The 12,800-nt window shown below is 73.8% G+C and carries 13 protein-coding genes; 5 read left to right on the forward strand and 8 right to left on the reverse strand.

The window, feature by feature from the left end:
• Nucleotides 1-40 precede the first annotated feature (40 nt).
• Entirely contained in the window at nucleotides 41-1,279 is a 1,239-nt protein-coding gene (locus MQE23_RS21675) for a glycosyltransferase 87 family protein (protein ID WP_347710141.1), read from the reverse strand.
• Between the two features lie 459 nt (nucleotides 1,280-1,738).
• Here MQE23_RS21675 and MQE23_RS21680 point away from each other — a divergent pair, with 459 nt between their 5' ends.
• Complete coding sequence (locus MQE23_RS21680) at nucleotides 1,739-2,101, forward strand: DUF1304 domain-containing protein (protein ID WP_037666690.1); 363 nt, start codon at nucleotides 1,739-1,741, stop codon at nucleotides 2,099-2,101.
• 9 nt (nucleotides 2,102-2,110) lie between these two features.
• On the opposite strand, the gene MQE23_RS21685 is transcribed toward MQE23_RS21680, so the two are convergent.
• Together MQE23_RS21685 and MQE23_RS21690 are read right to left on the reverse strand one after the other, a co-directional pair.
• Nucleotides 2,111-2,524, reverse strand: a complete 414-nt coding sequence (locus MQE23_RS21685; protein ID WP_243379959.1) for a DUF5994 family protein — start codon at nucleotides 2,522-2,524, stop codon at nucleotides 2,111-2,113.
• 133 nt (nucleotides 2,525-2,657) lie between these two features.
• The gene (locus MQE23_RS21690; RefSeq protein WP_243379960.1) at nucleotides 2,658-3,509 is read right to left on the reverse strand and encodes a hypothetical protein; all 852 of its coding nucleotides are present in this window, start codon (nucleotides 3,507-3,509) and stop codon (nucleotides 2,658-2,660) included.
• A gap of 169 nt (nucleotides 3,510-3,678) precedes the next feature.
• Between MQE23_RS21690 and MQE23_RS21695 the strand changes: the two genes are divergently transcribed.
• Together MQE23_RS21695 and MQE23_RS21700 are read left to right on the forward strand one after the other, a co-directional pair.
• Entirely contained in the window at nucleotides 3,679-4,053 is a 375-nt protein-coding gene (locus tag MQE23_RS21695) for a DUF6479 family protein (RefSeq protein ID WP_037674367.1), read from the forward strand.
• Between the two features lie 4 nt (nucleotides 4,054-4,057).
• Nucleotides 4,058-4,534, forward strand: a complete 477-nt coding sequence (locus MQE23_RS21700) for a hypothetical protein (RefSeq protein ID WP_243379961.1) — start codon at nucleotides 4,058-4,060, stop codon at nucleotides 4,532-4,534.
• Here the strand turns inward: MQE23_RS21700 and MQE23_RS21705 are convergent.
• Together MQE23_RS21705 and MQE23_RS21710 are read right to left on the reverse strand one after the other, a co-directional pair.
• On the reverse strand, nucleotides 4,528-5,265 hold the full coding sequence (locus MQE23_RS21705; protein ID WP_243379962.1) for a carboxypeptidase regulatory-like domain-containing protein: 738 nt from the start codon (nucleotides 5,263-5,265) through the stop codon (nucleotides 4,528-4,530). The two genes, MQE23_RS21700 and MQE23_RS21705, sit on opposite strands and share 7 nt — an antisense overlap.
• A 133-nt stretch (nucleotides 5,266-5,398) precedes the next feature.
• Nucleotides 5,399-7,060: a glycoside hydrolase family 13 protein gene (locus MQE23_RS21710; RefSeq protein WP_020277596.1), complete on the reverse strand. Its 1,662-nt coding sequence runs from the start codon at nucleotides 7,058-7,060 to the stop codon at nucleotides 5,399-5,401.
• A 316-nt stretch (nucleotides 7,061-7,376) separates the two neighbouring features.
• Between MQE23_RS21710 and MQE23_RS21715 the strand changes: the two genes are divergently transcribed.
• Nucleotides 7,377-8,318 carry an LAETG motif-containing sortase-dependent surface protein gene (locus tag MQE23_RS21715; RefSeq protein ID WP_243379963.1) on the forward strand — a complete coding sequence of 314 codons (942 nt, stop codon included), beginning with the start codon at nucleotides 7,377-7,379 and terminating at the stop codon, nucleotides 8,316-8,318.
• A 54-nt stretch (nucleotides 8,319-8,372) separates the two neighbouring features.
• Here MQE23_RS21715 and MQE23_RS21720 read toward each other — a convergent pair whose 3' ends face one another.
• Together MQE23_RS21720 and thrS are read right to left on the reverse strand one after the other, a co-directional pair.
• Nucleotides 8,373-9,338, reverse strand: coding sequence for a nucleoside hydrolase (locus MQE23_RS21720; protein WP_037674364.1), 966 nt, complete (start codon nucleotides 9,336-9,338; stop codon nucleotides 8,373-8,375).
• A gap of 138 nt (nucleotides 9,339-9,476) precedes the next feature.
• Entirely contained in the window at nucleotides 9,477-11,024 is a 1,548-nt protein-coding gene (gene thrS / locus MQE23_RS21725) for a threonine--tRNA ligase (RefSeq protein WP_347710166.1), read from the reverse strand.
• A 23-nt stretch (nucleotides 11,025-11,047) separates the two neighbouring features.
• Between thrS and MQE23_RS21730 the strand changes: the two genes are divergently transcribed.
• Entirely contained in the window at nucleotides 11,048-11,851 is an 804-nt protein-coding gene (locus MQE23_RS21730; RefSeq protein ID WP_037674359.1) for a hypothetical protein, read from the forward strand.
• A 52-nt stretch (nucleotides 11,852-11,903) separates the two neighbouring features.
• On the opposite strand, the gene MQE23_RS21735 is transcribed toward MQE23_RS21730, so the two are convergent.
• Nucleotides 11,904-12,695, reverse strand: a complete 792-nt coding sequence (locus MQE23_RS21735; RefSeq protein ID WP_037674357.1) for a GAF and ANTAR domain-containing protein — start codon at nucleotides 12,693-12,695, stop codon at nucleotides 11,904-11,906.
• Between the last annotated feature and the right edge of the window lie 105 nt (nucleotides 12,696-12,800).

The following is a 12,800-nucleotide window of genomic DNA, read 5'->3' on the forward strand; positions in this document are numbered from 1 at the left end:
CTGCCCTTGATTCCGGGGGACTTCACGTGCGAGTCGGCCGTCAGGGCGTTCGGGCCGCACGGAGGTCGTCGCGGCGGAACCACCCGGCCAGCACCAGCGGGTAGACGAGATAGCCGAAGCGTGTGGCGGGCATCAGGCACATGGCCAGGGTCAGTCCGAGCGCCACGCGGTCCGCGGCGGCGACGACCGTGCGCGGCGGGCGGGCCAGGAGCCAGACCGCCATCCCGACGGCCGTCGCCGCCAGCGCCGCGACCGCGACGGCGCGTCCCCCGGGCACATGGGTGGCGAGCAGATGGCCGGGGAGCGGGCTGGTCGCGGGCGATCCGGCGCCGGCCGCGCCGAGCGGGAACAGCACCACGTGCTCGACGAACGCGTGCGGATCGACGAGGGCGAACGGCACGACGCCGGCTGCGGCCACCGCCATAGCCGTCACCACGGCGCGTACGGCGGCCCGGCGCCCCGCCGTCACCGCGAGCAGCACCAGCCCGACCGGGAGCAGCGGCCAGGCGGTCCACTTCAGTGCCGCCGCTGCCCCCATCGCCGCGCCCGCGCCGACGGCACCCCCGCGCCGCCCCGCCAGAGCCAGCCCCAGACACATCAGCCCGATCACCGGCAGATCGACCCCGCCCACCGCCAGGGCGAGAGCGACGGCCGGGCAACTGGCCAGCAGCAGGGCGGGGTTGGGAGGGGTCGCACCTACGCCGGTACGGGGGCCGGACCTCCGACGCGCGGCCTGCAGCCGGTCGGCCCCGGGCCGGGCCGCCAAGGCCAGTGCGCCGAGGAACACCGTCGCGAACCACAGCCGGGCGTCCGTGGGCGGGGTGTCGCCCAGCAGGGCGTGGGGGAGGCCGAGCAGGGCCATGCCCGGCAGGTACGGGTTGAAGTCGTCCACGAGCGACGGGTGCGGGGCGTAGGGGCTGCCCGTGGCGAGCAGCAGGTCGCCGGAGTGCTCGACGACGCCGACCTCCGGCTGGGCCGTGCCCAGCACCATCAGCACGGCCAGCGGCAGCAGCACCGAGCCCGCGACCGCCGCGAGCGCGCTCGACCGGCCCCAGGCGCAGGCGCTGCGGCCGGCCAGGACGGCGGCCACCGCGTAGCCGACGGCCGCGCACACGCCCCACACCCGGTGGGCGGGCAGCGTCGTCATGGCGGCCAGGGCGAGCGCGAACACCGCCGATCCGGCCCAGTAGAGGCCGTCCCAGCGCGCTCCGCGCGGGGTGCGCCGCAGACCGTCCCGGTGGCGGAGCGCGCTCGGGGCGGGCTGGAACTGAAGGGCCATGGCCGTACTCCTGTGACCGTGCGGAGGGACGGGCCCTCTGCGCTGTCACGGAGTCGAGGACCGGCCCTCAATCTCCCGCCCGGACAGGCCCGGCCACCTCGGCCGAACGGCCACCGTTCACGGCCCTGCACGCCCTCCCTCGGCCGAACGGCGGACCCGGAACCGGAGTTCACCCGTCCGCCCTACCGAACTGCGTTCGGAATTTCGAACGCGGCACGGCCATGGACCGTGCGGGCGCGACGTTCCGGATCGGGTACTGACCACACCCCCACCGGACGACACCGGCGAGCGGGAAGGCCGGGCCGGGCTCCCGAGCGGCACACGCGGGGACGCGACGGCCCGGACCGGCCTTCCACTGCCCGCAATCTGCCACCCGGCGCCCCGCTCCGCCTCCCGGGCGGGCCCGAACGAGGACGGCCGGGCGAGGACAGGCCGGGCGTGCCTGCGATGATGCGGCGCATGTCGACCCTCGCCACCCTCGCTGTGCTGGCTCTCGCCGCCCTCCACGCCTACATCCTGGTGCTGGAGATGTTCCTGTGGACCACTCCTCGGGCCCGCGCCGCCTTCGGCACCAGCGCCGAGTTCGCGGAGGGCACGAAGGCCCTGGCCGCCAACCAGGGCCTCTACAACGGCTTCCTCGCCGCCGGACTGCTCTGGGGCGCGGTGGCGTCCGACCCGGTGGGCTTCCAGGTCTCGGTGTTCTTCCTGGTGTGTGTGGCGATCGCGGGGGCGTACGGCGCGGCCACCGCCAGCCGCAAGATCCTCTTCGTGCAGACCGTCCCGGCGCTGATCGCCCTGGTCCTGGTGCTGCTCGCGCACTAGCTCAGGGCGTCAGTCGTCCTGGGTGACGGCCTGTTCCATGAGCGCGACCGCCTCCGCCTCCGTGGTCGCGGGCGGCACCACCAGCAGGTCCCAGCGGCCCCGGCCGGGCGTGAGCAGGCAGACCGTGTCCGGCGTGGCCGGCGACTCCCTGCGGCCCACGTGGACCTCCCGGCCGGCGACGTCCAGCCGCTCCGGACAGGGCAGCCAGGTGTCCCCGTGGACCAGGACGCTGCTGACCCGGCCCCAGGCGCCCGGCAGCACGGCCAGCAGCCCGGGCAGCTCCGCGGCCAGGTCGTACGACCGGGGCCACCACGCCCCGTCGATACGGCGGGCCGTGCGGCCGAGGCGGGGCTGGGCCGCGAGCCTCAGCCGGACCTCGGAGGGGGCCGGGAAGGGCGGAGAGGGCGAGGAGGCGGACGTCATCGGGACTCCTGCTGCGAACGGGGGGCATGGCCGGGAGACCGCCGGTCACCGGTTGCGGAATACCCCCGGTTCTTCCACCGTACGCCGGAGAGCGGCACGGGAGCCGGGTCCGCCCGCACCCGCCCGCTGCCGTTCAGAGGCCGTAGCGGCTCTTCATGTGGCGCCAGAAGTCACGCAGCATCCACTTGTCGAACTCGGTGATCTGCGTGGCGCTGCCCGCCTTCATCAGGAAGCAGCACTGGCCGGTCGGCGACCAGTCGTAGAAGTCGTCGAGGCCGAAGGTGTGGCCGACCTCGTGCAGGTAGATGTGGATGTTCTCCTGGTTCAGGGCGCCGGTGAAGTATTCCTGGCCCATGCGCTGGCCCCAGTCACCGCCCGCGCCGCCGCCGAAGCCCTTGGTCAGCCACAGCGACTGGTCGTAGTGGCGGGCGGCACCGCCCGGGCACTTCGAGTAGTCGCCGTCCTGGTGGAAGAAGCGGCCGCAGTCCGGGGCGCACTGCGGGGCGCCGCCGCTGTCGAGGATGCCGGTGTAGATGTCGACGGAGTTGTCGGTCCACTGGAGGGTGGAGCGGTTCTTCACCGCCCAGCCGACGATGTTGACGGGGACGGTGGTGTACGGCCAGGCGTTGTGCCCCTTGCCGTTCTCGGTCATGGCCGTCATCCACTTGCCGAACTGCTTCTTCAGCGCGGCGTGGATCCGGTCGCGCAGGGCGGCGCTGACGGGGGCGTCGGATTCCCAGCGGACGCAGTAGTTGACGCTGCCGCGGTTGGCCAAGACCTGGTCCCAGCCGTAGTTGCGGAAGCCGTACAGGTTGCCGTAGGTCGACTCGACGTGGTTCCACACCTCGTTCAGGGGCTGGACGAGGTTCGCGGGCGGGTTCCACTCGTCGGCGGCCTGCGCCTTGCCGCTCGCCGTGCCGGGGGTGGCGAACGCCGCCGCCAGGACGGCGAGCACGGTGAGCAGCCGTGCGAGGTGTCTGCGCATGGTGATCTCCCTCGTGTGGGGGACGGGGTATCACCGTCAGGTCGTCGCAGACCCCGCAGAGGTTGCCCGCACGCCCGGGGCGGACGCTCAGGCGTGGATGCGCAGGCGTGGATGCCGAGGGTCGGACATTGCGGGCGCTTTATCGCATTACGTCGGCGATAATCGGAGCATGACTACGGCAACGTATGAAGTGCTGGCGGCGTCGTCAGATCACGCGGTCGCCGTGACCATCGCCTTCGTCGGCGGGGCGATCATCGCCCTGGCGCTGATCTGGGCGGTGCTGGTCGGGATGCGCGTCATGGACAAGGACACGCACCACCCCAGCCCCGAGGAGCAGCCGCACCTTCCGGACGGCGGGCCGGTCCATGAGATGCGGGAGATGCGGGAGCCCGACGAGATGCCGGTCGTGACGCGCGACGGCGAGCGGCTCCTGCCCCATGAGCTGCACCACTCGAGCACCAGGACGGGCAAGGACCAGAAACCCCGCCGCTGGCTGCCCGGGTCCAGCGGCTCCTTCGGCGGCGGCGGCCTCGGCCACACGTGAGGCCATGGGACGCGGACGCTGGGCGACGGGCGGGGCGGCGCTGCCGCTCGCCCTGGCCGCCGTGCTCACCGGCTGCAACGGCGACAGCCCGGGGGACGCCGCCCGCGAGGCGGAGTCGGCGGTCGGGTCGTTCGCCTCACAAGCCTCCGAGGCGCTGGAGTCGGCCACGGCGGAGGCCGGACGCCGCCTCGACGACATCCGGGGCGGCATCGACGCCAAGGGCGACGTGAAGGCCGGCTCGCCCACCGTCGGCGCCGACGGCCGGGCCCGGGCCGAGGTCACCGTCACCAACACCGACGACTCGGAACGGTCCTTCGCCGTCCAGGTCGACTTCACCGACGCCGGGGGCCGGCTGACCGACACGGTCATCGTCACGGTGGAACACGTGCAGGCGGGCGACTCCGCCACGGCCACCGCCCGCAGCACCCACGATCTGTCCGGCGAGGTCCGGGCCGAGGTGGCCCGGGCCGTGCGCTACTGACCGGAGCCGTCGTCCGCCACCGAGATGTCGATCTGCTCGCTCATGGCGCTCACCCCGTTCAGCGTGGCGACCGCCTGGAGCCGGTTGACGCCCGCCCGGAGCGCCGTGCCCGGGGTGCAGGCCCAGGTGCCGTCGGGGGCGGCGGTGGTCGCGCAGGCCTCGCGGTCGTCCTTGTCGCGGACGGTGACCCGGGCTCCCGGGTGTGCCGTACCGGCGATCCGGGGCCGGACGTCCAGCGGCACGCCGGAGAGCGGGCGGGTCAGCGTCGGCCCGGCCAGGCCCACGGTCACGGCACACCGGCCGGCCGCCCGCCGCACGCCGTCCGCGTCGGTGATCCGCAGGACGCAGCCGCGCAGCCGCGTGCCGGGCACGGCGCCCGCGGGGACCGCGAGCACGAAGGGGAGCGGACGGTCCCGCCACGACCGGCCGGCCGCGTCGCCGGTGACCGTGTACGTGCCGCTGCGGCCGTCGGCGGCGACCCGGCCGAGGTAGCCGGGCGCGGCGAGCGGCGTGGCCGTCACACGGGTGCCCCGGGGCGCCGTCAGCGTCAGCGTGGCGCCCGGCGCCGCCCCCGCGGGGCCGGTGATCCGGAGGATGCCCTCCCGGCCGGGTGCGATGGTCGCGGCACCCCACGGCTCACCGTCCCGGGCCGCCGCCGGCGGGCCGGGGAACGCGAGTACGCCGGCGACCACGGTCCCCGCCACGGCTGCTGTCTTCCTGGACCTCTTCATGGCGGGCGGGGCTCCCTGTGCGGACGTCGACGGCACTCCGCCAGCGATTCTCGCGGGGCGTTCCCGCAGATGGCACGTACTGCTGGGCCGTGCGGGTGGTGGACGCCCTCCCGGACGCCCACCGGGGCCGGGGCTAACGCCCGAGCCACACCGTCGTGTCCGGCCCGAGCCGGCCGTCCTCCAGTGGGGAGCTGCTCAGCAGCACCTCGCCGGCCGGCAGCGGGACCGCCGTGCCGGACAGGTTCGTCACGCACCGCCAGCCCTCGCAGCGGTCGAACAGGATGACACCGTCCGGGGTGTCCTCCGCCCAGGTCAGCTCCTCGCCGTCGAGCAGCTTGCGGCGCAGCCTGAGGGCCGTGCGGTACAGCTCCAGGGTCGAGCCCTCGACGCCGTCCTGCGCCTCGACGGCGTAGGCGGCGAAGCCGGGCGGCTGCGGCAGCCAGGCGCCGCCCGGCCCGAAGCCGTACGACGGTCCGGTCGTCGTCCAGGGCAGGGGCACCCGGCAGCCGTCGCGGCCCTTGCGGACGTGGCCCGTCTGCTCCCAGATCGGGTCCTGGAGCACCTCGGTGGGCAGGTCGGCGACCTCGGGCAGGCCGAGTTCCTCGCCCTGGTAGACGTACGCGGAGCCGGGCAGCGCCAGCATCAGCAGGGTGGCGGCCCGGGCCCGGCGCAGCCCGGCCGCCTCGTCGACGGCCGGGGCGTGACCGCCGGAGAGCAGCCAGGCGTTCTCGTCGGTGCCGGGCGGGAGCATCAGGCGGGAGGCGTGGCGGACGACGTCGTGGTTGGACAGCACCCAGGTGGCCGAGGCGCCGGCCGCCCGGGCGGTGGCGAGCGAGTCGGTGATGACGTGGCGCAGCTCGTCCGCGTCCCAGCCGGCCTCCAGGTACTCGAAGTTGAAGGCCTGTCCGAGTTCGTCCGGGCGGGCGTACAGCGCGCGCCGGGCGCCCGGCACCCACGCCTCGGCGATGGCCATGCGGGGCGGGCGGTAGGCGTCCAGGATCTTGCGCCAGTCGCGGTAGATCTCGTGCACGTCGTCGCGGTCGTAGAAGGGGTGCGTGCCCGGCGGCATGCCGGTGAGGGCCTCCTCGCGGCTCAGCTCGGGCGCGCCGAGGTCGCGCAGGGGTTCGCTCAGGTCCTTGACGAGGGCGTGGGCGACGTCGACCCGGAAGCCGTCGACCCCGCGGTCGGACCAGAAGCGCAGGGTGGTGCGGTAGTCGGCGCGGACCTCCTGGTTCTCCCAGTTGAGGTCGGGCTGCTCGGGGGCGAACAGGTGCAGGTACCACTGGCCGTCGGGCACCCGTTTCCAGGCGCTGCCGCCGAAGACGGACTGCCAGTCGGTGGGCGGGAGTTCGCCGTGCTCGCCGCGGCCGTCGCGGAAGACGTACCGGTCGCGCGCCGCCGAGCCGGGCCCGCAGCGCAGGGCCTCCTGGAACCAGACGTGCTGGTGCGAGGAGTGGTTGGGCACGATGTCGACGATGACCTTCAGACCGAGCCGGTGGGCCTCGGCGACCAGGGCGTCGAAGTCGTCGAGGGTGCCCAGGCGCGGGTCGACGTCCCTGGGGTCGGCGACGTCGTAGCCGCCGTCGGCCAGCTCGGACGGGTAGAACGGGCTCAGCCACAGGGCGTCCACGCCCAGGGCGGCGAGGTGACCGAGGCGGCGGGTGATGCCGCGCAGGTCGCCGAGGCCGTCGCCGTCGGCGTCGGCGAAGCTGCGGGGATAGACCTGGTAGACGACGGCCTGGCGCCACCAGTCGGGATCCCGGGACGACAGGTCGAGGGTGGAGCGATCGGTCACGCGGTCTCCTCTGCAGGGCATACGGGCAACAGCATTAAATCTGTCCAGAATGCCGGAAAAAGGAACCATCGCGTTGATCGGAGTGATCCATTCCTGCTGTGATGGAAGTGTGATGGTCGAGTAACTTCCTTTACATACCCGCAGGTTGACAGCCTGCTGCGGCCCGGCCACGATGGGGGCGCACTGAGGCGCATGTGACCAATGAGCCCAGTGTTTCTTCGACCACTCACCCCCGGTGCGGCCCCGGCAGCCGTGCGCCGCGCGCTGCCCGCATGCCGTCACCCGGGTTCCTGCACAGCCAAGAAACGGGATACCCATGTCCATAGCGAGACGTGTCACCGCGCGCCGCCTCCTGGGGACGGGCGCCGCGGCCCTGGCCCTCTGCGCCGCCTCCGCCACCACCGCGTTCGCCACCGGTACGCCCGGCGGCGACGGCTGGTCGTCCGGCGGCACCTACAAGCCCGGGACCGGCGCGGGCACGGAGACCGGGACCGATCGCTGCCAGTTCTCGCTCGACGGCGTGAACTTCTTCGACTCGGTGAAGGTCGACGACCAGAACCTGAAGCCGACCGAGGACGGCAAGGTCCACATCAAGGTCCGCACGGCCGGCGACGCGACGACGTGCACGGCCTCCCTGGCCTCCTACCTCGCGCACGGCGCGACCTTCGCGACCTCCGGCGAGCAGGTGTTCGTCGACTTCGACACGGTGACGGTCAAGCCGGGCGCCACCGACTCGCTCGACATCGCCATCCCCGACAAGGACTGCTTCGGGCAGATCGACCTCTACCGGGGCGCGACGAAGTTCGACGGCGAGCTCGACGCGAAGGACGGCTTCGAGCACGGCGAGCTGCCCAAGGGTCCCGACCGCCCGGTCATCAAGGACAAGCTGATCGCGGCCTGGAACGGCGGCACGAAGGAGTGCGAGCTCACGCCTCCGCCGGCTGAGTCGCAGCCCCCGTCCACCCCGCCCGCGAGCCCCTCGGAGCCGGCCGACGAGACGACGCCCCCGGCGCCGTCGGAGCCGTCCGAGCCGTCCGAGCCCTCGTCGCCCCCGGCCACGGACACGGACACCCCCACCCCGTCCGCCTCCGAGTCGACGACGCCCCCGGCCCCCAAGCCGAACGGCGGCGGCGGCGACCTCGCGGAAACCGGCGCCAACAGCAGCACGGGCCCGATCGCCATCGGCGCGGGAGTGCTCCTCGCGGGCGGCGCGGCCATGGTGGTCATGACCCGCAGGAAGCGCGCGACGCGTTCCTGACACCTTGACGGGCCCGGGACTCCGACAGTCCCGGGCCCTTTCGCCGTACCGGTGCTAGGCCCCTTCCACCGCCGTCAGCCACAGCTTCACGTACCGCTGCACGTCGACGCCCAGCGCCACGTCCACCAGGGGCTGGGCGCGGGTTCCCTCGTGGATCTCGGACTCGCCGGGGAGCGGGCGGCGGTCGACGATCGTCTGGCCGCGGCCGGGCCCGGGGGCCAGGGCGACCTCGACCGGCAGCCGCTCGGTGGTCAGGCCGCCCGGATCGACCACCGCGCACACCGCGCCCGCGTCGCCGAGACCGCCCGTCGGCGTGGGGTCTCCCGAGGTGGCCGGGTCGCGGTGGGCGAGGAGTTCGCCGGCCAGGCGGAGGCTGGGGTCCGTGCCCGCGCGCAGCCGCTGGACATCGGCCGCGGGCACCAGGACCTGCTTGAACACGTCCAGCCCGTACATCGTGATCGGCACCCCCGCCGTGAGCAGCACCGCCGCCGCCTCCGGGTCGTGCCACACGTTGAACTCAGCGACCGGCGTGGCGTTCCCGGTCGCCACCGCGCCGCCCATGAACACGATCCGCTCGATGTTGCGGGTCACCTCGGGGTGTGTCCGCAGCAGCAGCGCGATGTTCGTCAGGGGCGCCATGGGGATCAGCGTGACCGGCCTCGGCGAGGCGAGGATCTCGCGCCGCAGCAGCGTCACCGCGTCCACGTCCACCGGCACCCGGGTCGGCGCGGGCAGCCCCAGGTCACCCATCCCGTCCTGCCCGTGCACATGCCGAGCCGTCCGCACGGGTTCGATCAGCGGACGCTCGGCGCCCCGGGCGACGGGAATGTCACCGGCACCGGCCACCTCCAGCACGGTCAGGGTGTTGCGGACCACGCCGTCCACGTCCGTGTTCCCGGCCACGCAGGTGATCGCCCGCACGTCGAGCGCCGGATGCCGTACGGCGAACAGCAGGGCGAGGGCGTCGTCGACGCCGGTGTCGCAGTCGATGATCACCGGAATACGCTGACCGTCCGTCACGGTGGCTCCTTCCACTGTTCCCGCACTGGGCTTTCGAACCGGGCTTCGAACCGGGCTCCGCACGAGCGACCCTACGGCCTGCGGCACCCCCCAACGGGACGGGCCCCCGCCCGGACGGACGGGGGCCGCGAACCGCTCCTACGCCGCCTCCCACAGCTCGGTGCCGCGAGCCGCCACCCGGTCCGCGACCTCCCGCAGGAACTCCGCGGCGGGCAGGGCCCCCAGCCGTCGCCCGTCCCGCAGGCGCGGTGCCACCTGGTCCGCTTCGGCCTCCCGACCGCCGGTCACCGCCTGGTACGGGACCAGTCGAGCAGCGCGGATGCGGGCGGCGAGGGTGCCCTGGCCGGGGCCGGACACCTCGGCGCGCAGGCCGAGTGCACGGGCACGCCCCACGAGCTCGTGGGCGTGGCCCGCCTGTTCGTCCCCCACCGGGAGAACCACCAGCTGCACCGGGGCCAACCAGGGCGGGAAGGCCCCGCCGTGGGCCTCGACGAGGTGGGCGACCGCACGCTCCACGCTGCCGATGATGCTGCGGTGCACCATGACCGGGCGGTGCTTCGCCCCGTCGGCGCCGATGTAGTGCAGGTCGAAGCATTCGGGCTGGTGGAAGTCGATCTGGACGGTGGAGAGGGTGGCCTCCCGCCCGGCCGGGTCGGCGATCTGCACGTCGATCTTCGGGCCGTAGAAGGCCGCCTCGCCCTCGGCGGCCTCGTAGGGGATGCCCGAGCCGTCCAGGACCTCGCGCAGCAGGGCGGTGGCCCGCCGCCACAGGTCCGGGTCCGCCACGTACTTGCCGCCCTCGCCGGGCAGGGAGAGACGGTGGCGGTGCGCGCGGATGCCCAGGTCCGCGTAGGCACGGCCGATCAGCTCCAGCGCGGCACGCGCCTCCTCGACGGCCTGCTCCAGGGTGCAGAAGATGTGCGCGTCGTTGAGGGTGATGGCCCGCACCCGGGTCAGACCGCCGAGGACGCCGGACAGCTCCGAGCGGTACATGCCGCCCAACTCAGCCATACGGAGGGGTAGTTCGCGGTAACTGTGGGAGCGGGAGCGGTAGATCAGGGCGTGGTGCGGGCACAGGCTCGGGCGCAGCAGGACCTGTTCCGAGCCGAGGTCCATCGGCGGGAACATGTCCTCGCTGTAGTGGTCCCAGTGCCCGGAGATCTCGTACAGCTCGCGTTTGCCGAGGACGGGCGAGTACACGTGCCGGTAGCCGGCCCGCTGTTCCGCCTGGCGGATGTACTCCTCCAGGGTGTGCCGCACGATCGCGCCGTCGGGCAGCCAGTACGGCAGTCCCGCGCCCATCAGCGGGTCGGTGTCGAAGAGGTTCAGGTCACGGCCGAGCCGTCGGTGGTCGTGCATGGCGGTCTCCTCGGGTCTTGAGGCGAGCACCACGCGACGAAGCCCCGGGGCACTCGCCCCGGGCTTGAAGACATCTGCGTCAGCTGTCAGCGCGCCGGGACATTCTCCGGCGTCGTCGTGAGAGACGGGAACGGCTGGGCGCGCTTCATGGGCGTGACGGTAACAAGGGCGGGGCGCGCGGGACCACGGCTTTTTCACGGAGGCCCGCCGTGCGTACTCCTCCCTCACCCGAACAGCCCGTCGCGCTGGTGTGCCGCTCCTCGCGGTGGTGCCGTAAGAGCACGTACCCGATCTTGGAGAGCCCGCCCCGTCGGCAGACACCTCCATGAACTCCCGCAGGAGGCCCACCGATGCCCCATCCTCCGGCCGGCCGACGTGGCCCAGGTGCCCGCGCCCTACTCGCCTCCGCGCTGTCCATGACCGCCCTGCTGGCCACGGCCGCCTGTTCCGTGCGGGACGAGCCGCGGCCGCGGTGGTTCTCCGCCTCGCCGAGCGCCACCGGCGCGTCACCCGTCGGCGAGCGGTCCGCGGGCTCCGGGGCCGGTCTCACCGAGGCCCAGGCCCAGGCGTCGCTGATCACCGGCGCCGATCTGGGGGAGCCCTGGGGGCCGACGCGGGGGGCCAGTACCTGGCGGGACGGGCTGCTCAAGGCCACCACGCAGGACCGTGACTGCCAGCGGCTGCTCGACGCCCTCTACACGGAGGAATTCTTCGGGGTCCCGGCCGGCCCACGGGCGACGGCCGCGTTCGATGCCGCCGACACCGACGCCCAGTTGCGCTACCAGGTCGCCGCCCATCCGCCGGCGGACGTCGACCGCACCCTGGCCTGGCTGAAGTCGCTGCCCGGGAAGTGCGGCGAGTTCACGGCGACGACCACGCGCGGCGGCGTCCAGGCCGTCCAGGTCAGCGACATGCCGCTGCCGCCGGTGGGGGACGCCCGGCAGGCCCTGCGGGTCACCCTGGCCGGCGAGACGGAGGAGGGGGAACTGACGTACCTCACGATGGACCTCGCGGCCGTGCGGGTCGGGGAAGAGGCGATCACGCTCACCCACGCGGGCCTGGACGAGGTGCACGAGGAGGTCACGCAGCAGACCGCGGAACTCGGGGCACAGCGCCTGACCGAGATCACGAAGCGGGGGCGGGCACAGATCTGACGAGTGCCTGCGGGGTCTCAGGACCGGCCGCCCCCATACGCGGTACCGGGTTTCAGTACTGGTCGAAACGCCTGCGGTGGGCGATCACGTCGCGGGCCACGTCGAGGGCCGTGCTGCCGCGCGCGAAGGCGTCCGCCCGCAGCCGCGCGAGCGCGTCGTCGGCGCCGACGCCGAGCTGCGCCATGATCATGCCGACGGCCTGGTAGACCTTGTCGTGGTCCGCGGCCAGCCCGCTCAGCCAGGGCTCCTCGTCCCGCGGTTCGGCCTCGGTCTCGCGGGGCAGCGCCATCAGGGCCACCGTCATGACGCCGGCCACGAGCCGGGCCACGTGCAGCTGGCGGTCGGTGAGCCCGCCGGGGCTGTCGCGGTACAGGTCGAGGGTGCCCACGCACACCGCGTCGCTGCCCAGCGGCACCGCGTACACCGCCCGAACCCCGGCCTCCGTCGCCTGCTGGGCGAAGACCGGCCAGCGGCCCGCGTCCCGGCCGGTCGTCAGATCGCAGGCCAGCACGGGCGCCCCCTCCTCCAGCACGCTCTGGCAGGGGCCGTCGCCCAGCGTCGCCTGGAGCTGCGCCAGGTGCGCGGCGTGGGCGCTGCTGGCGCTCAGCTGGACGGGCATGCCCTCGCTGCGCAGCGACACACTCGCGCCGATCACCGGCAGCAGCTCGACCGCCACCTCGCACAGCCGGCCCGGGACGTCTCCGGGTTCGACGCCGCGCACGCCCCTGGCGATCACATCGGCGGCCCGGATTCCGTCCAGGTCCAGCTCACCGCCCCCGGTGCGGCGTGGACCGGGATCGCCGCCGGGGGCATCTCGGGGATCGTCCCTGGGCCGCACGACCACCGCCTCCTTCAACACCGGCCTTCGCCATCGACGCTCTTCCGGGCACCCTGCCGCGGATGCGAGGTGGGCCGGCGCACACCACCCGCCCGGGACGGCCCGCTGCCC

The sequence above is a fragment of the Streptomyces sp. HP-A2021 genome (assembly GCF_022807935.1).
GTDB classification, from domain to species: Bacteria; Actinomycetota; Actinomycetes; order Streptomycetales; family Streptomycetaceae; genus Streptomyces; species Streptomyces afghaniensis.

Bases quoted from the DNA above. Each gene is read 5' to 3' on its own strand.
- MQE23_RS21675 (WP_347710141.1), bottom strand. From the start codon at position 1,279: ATGGCCCTTCAGTTCCAGCCCGCCCCGAGCGCGCTCCGCCACCGGGAC.
- MQE23_RS21680 (WP_037666690.1), top strand. From the start codon at position 1,739: ATGTCGACCCTCGCCACCCTCGCTGTGCTGGCTCTCGCCGCCCTCCAC.
- MQE23_RS21685 (WP_243379959.1), bottom strand. From the start codon at position 2,524: ATGACGTCCGCCTCCTCGCCCTCTCCGCCCTTCCCGGCCCCCTCCGAG.
- MQE23_RS21690 (WP_243379960.1), bottom strand. From the start codon at position 3,509: ATGCGCAGACACCTCGCACGGCTGCTCACCGTGCTCGCCGTCCTGGCG.
- MQE23_RS21695 (WP_037674367.1), top strand. From the start codon at position 3,679: ATGACTACGGCAACGTATGAAGTGCTGGCGGCGTCGTCAGATCACGCG.
- MQE23_RS21700 (WP_243379961.1), top strand. From the start codon at position 4,058: ATGGGACGCGGACGCTGGGCGACGGGCGGGGCGGCGCTGCCGCTCGCC.
- MQE23_RS21705 (WP_243379962.1), bottom strand. From the start codon at position 5,265: ATGAAGAGGTCCAGGAAGACAGCAGCCGTGGCGGGGACCGTGGTCGCC.
- MQE23_RS21715 (WP_243379963.1), top strand. From the start codon at position 7,377: ATGTCCATAGCGAGACGTGTCACCGCGCGCCGCCTCCTGGGGACGGGC.
- thrS (WP_347710166.1), bottom strand. From the start codon at position 11,024: ATGGAGGTGTCTGCCGACGGGGCGGGCTCTCCAAGATCGGGTACGTGC.
- MQE23_RS21730 (WP_037674359.1), top strand. From the start codon at position 11,048: ATGCCCCATCCTCCGGCCGGCCGACGTGGCCCAGGTGCCCGCGCCCTA.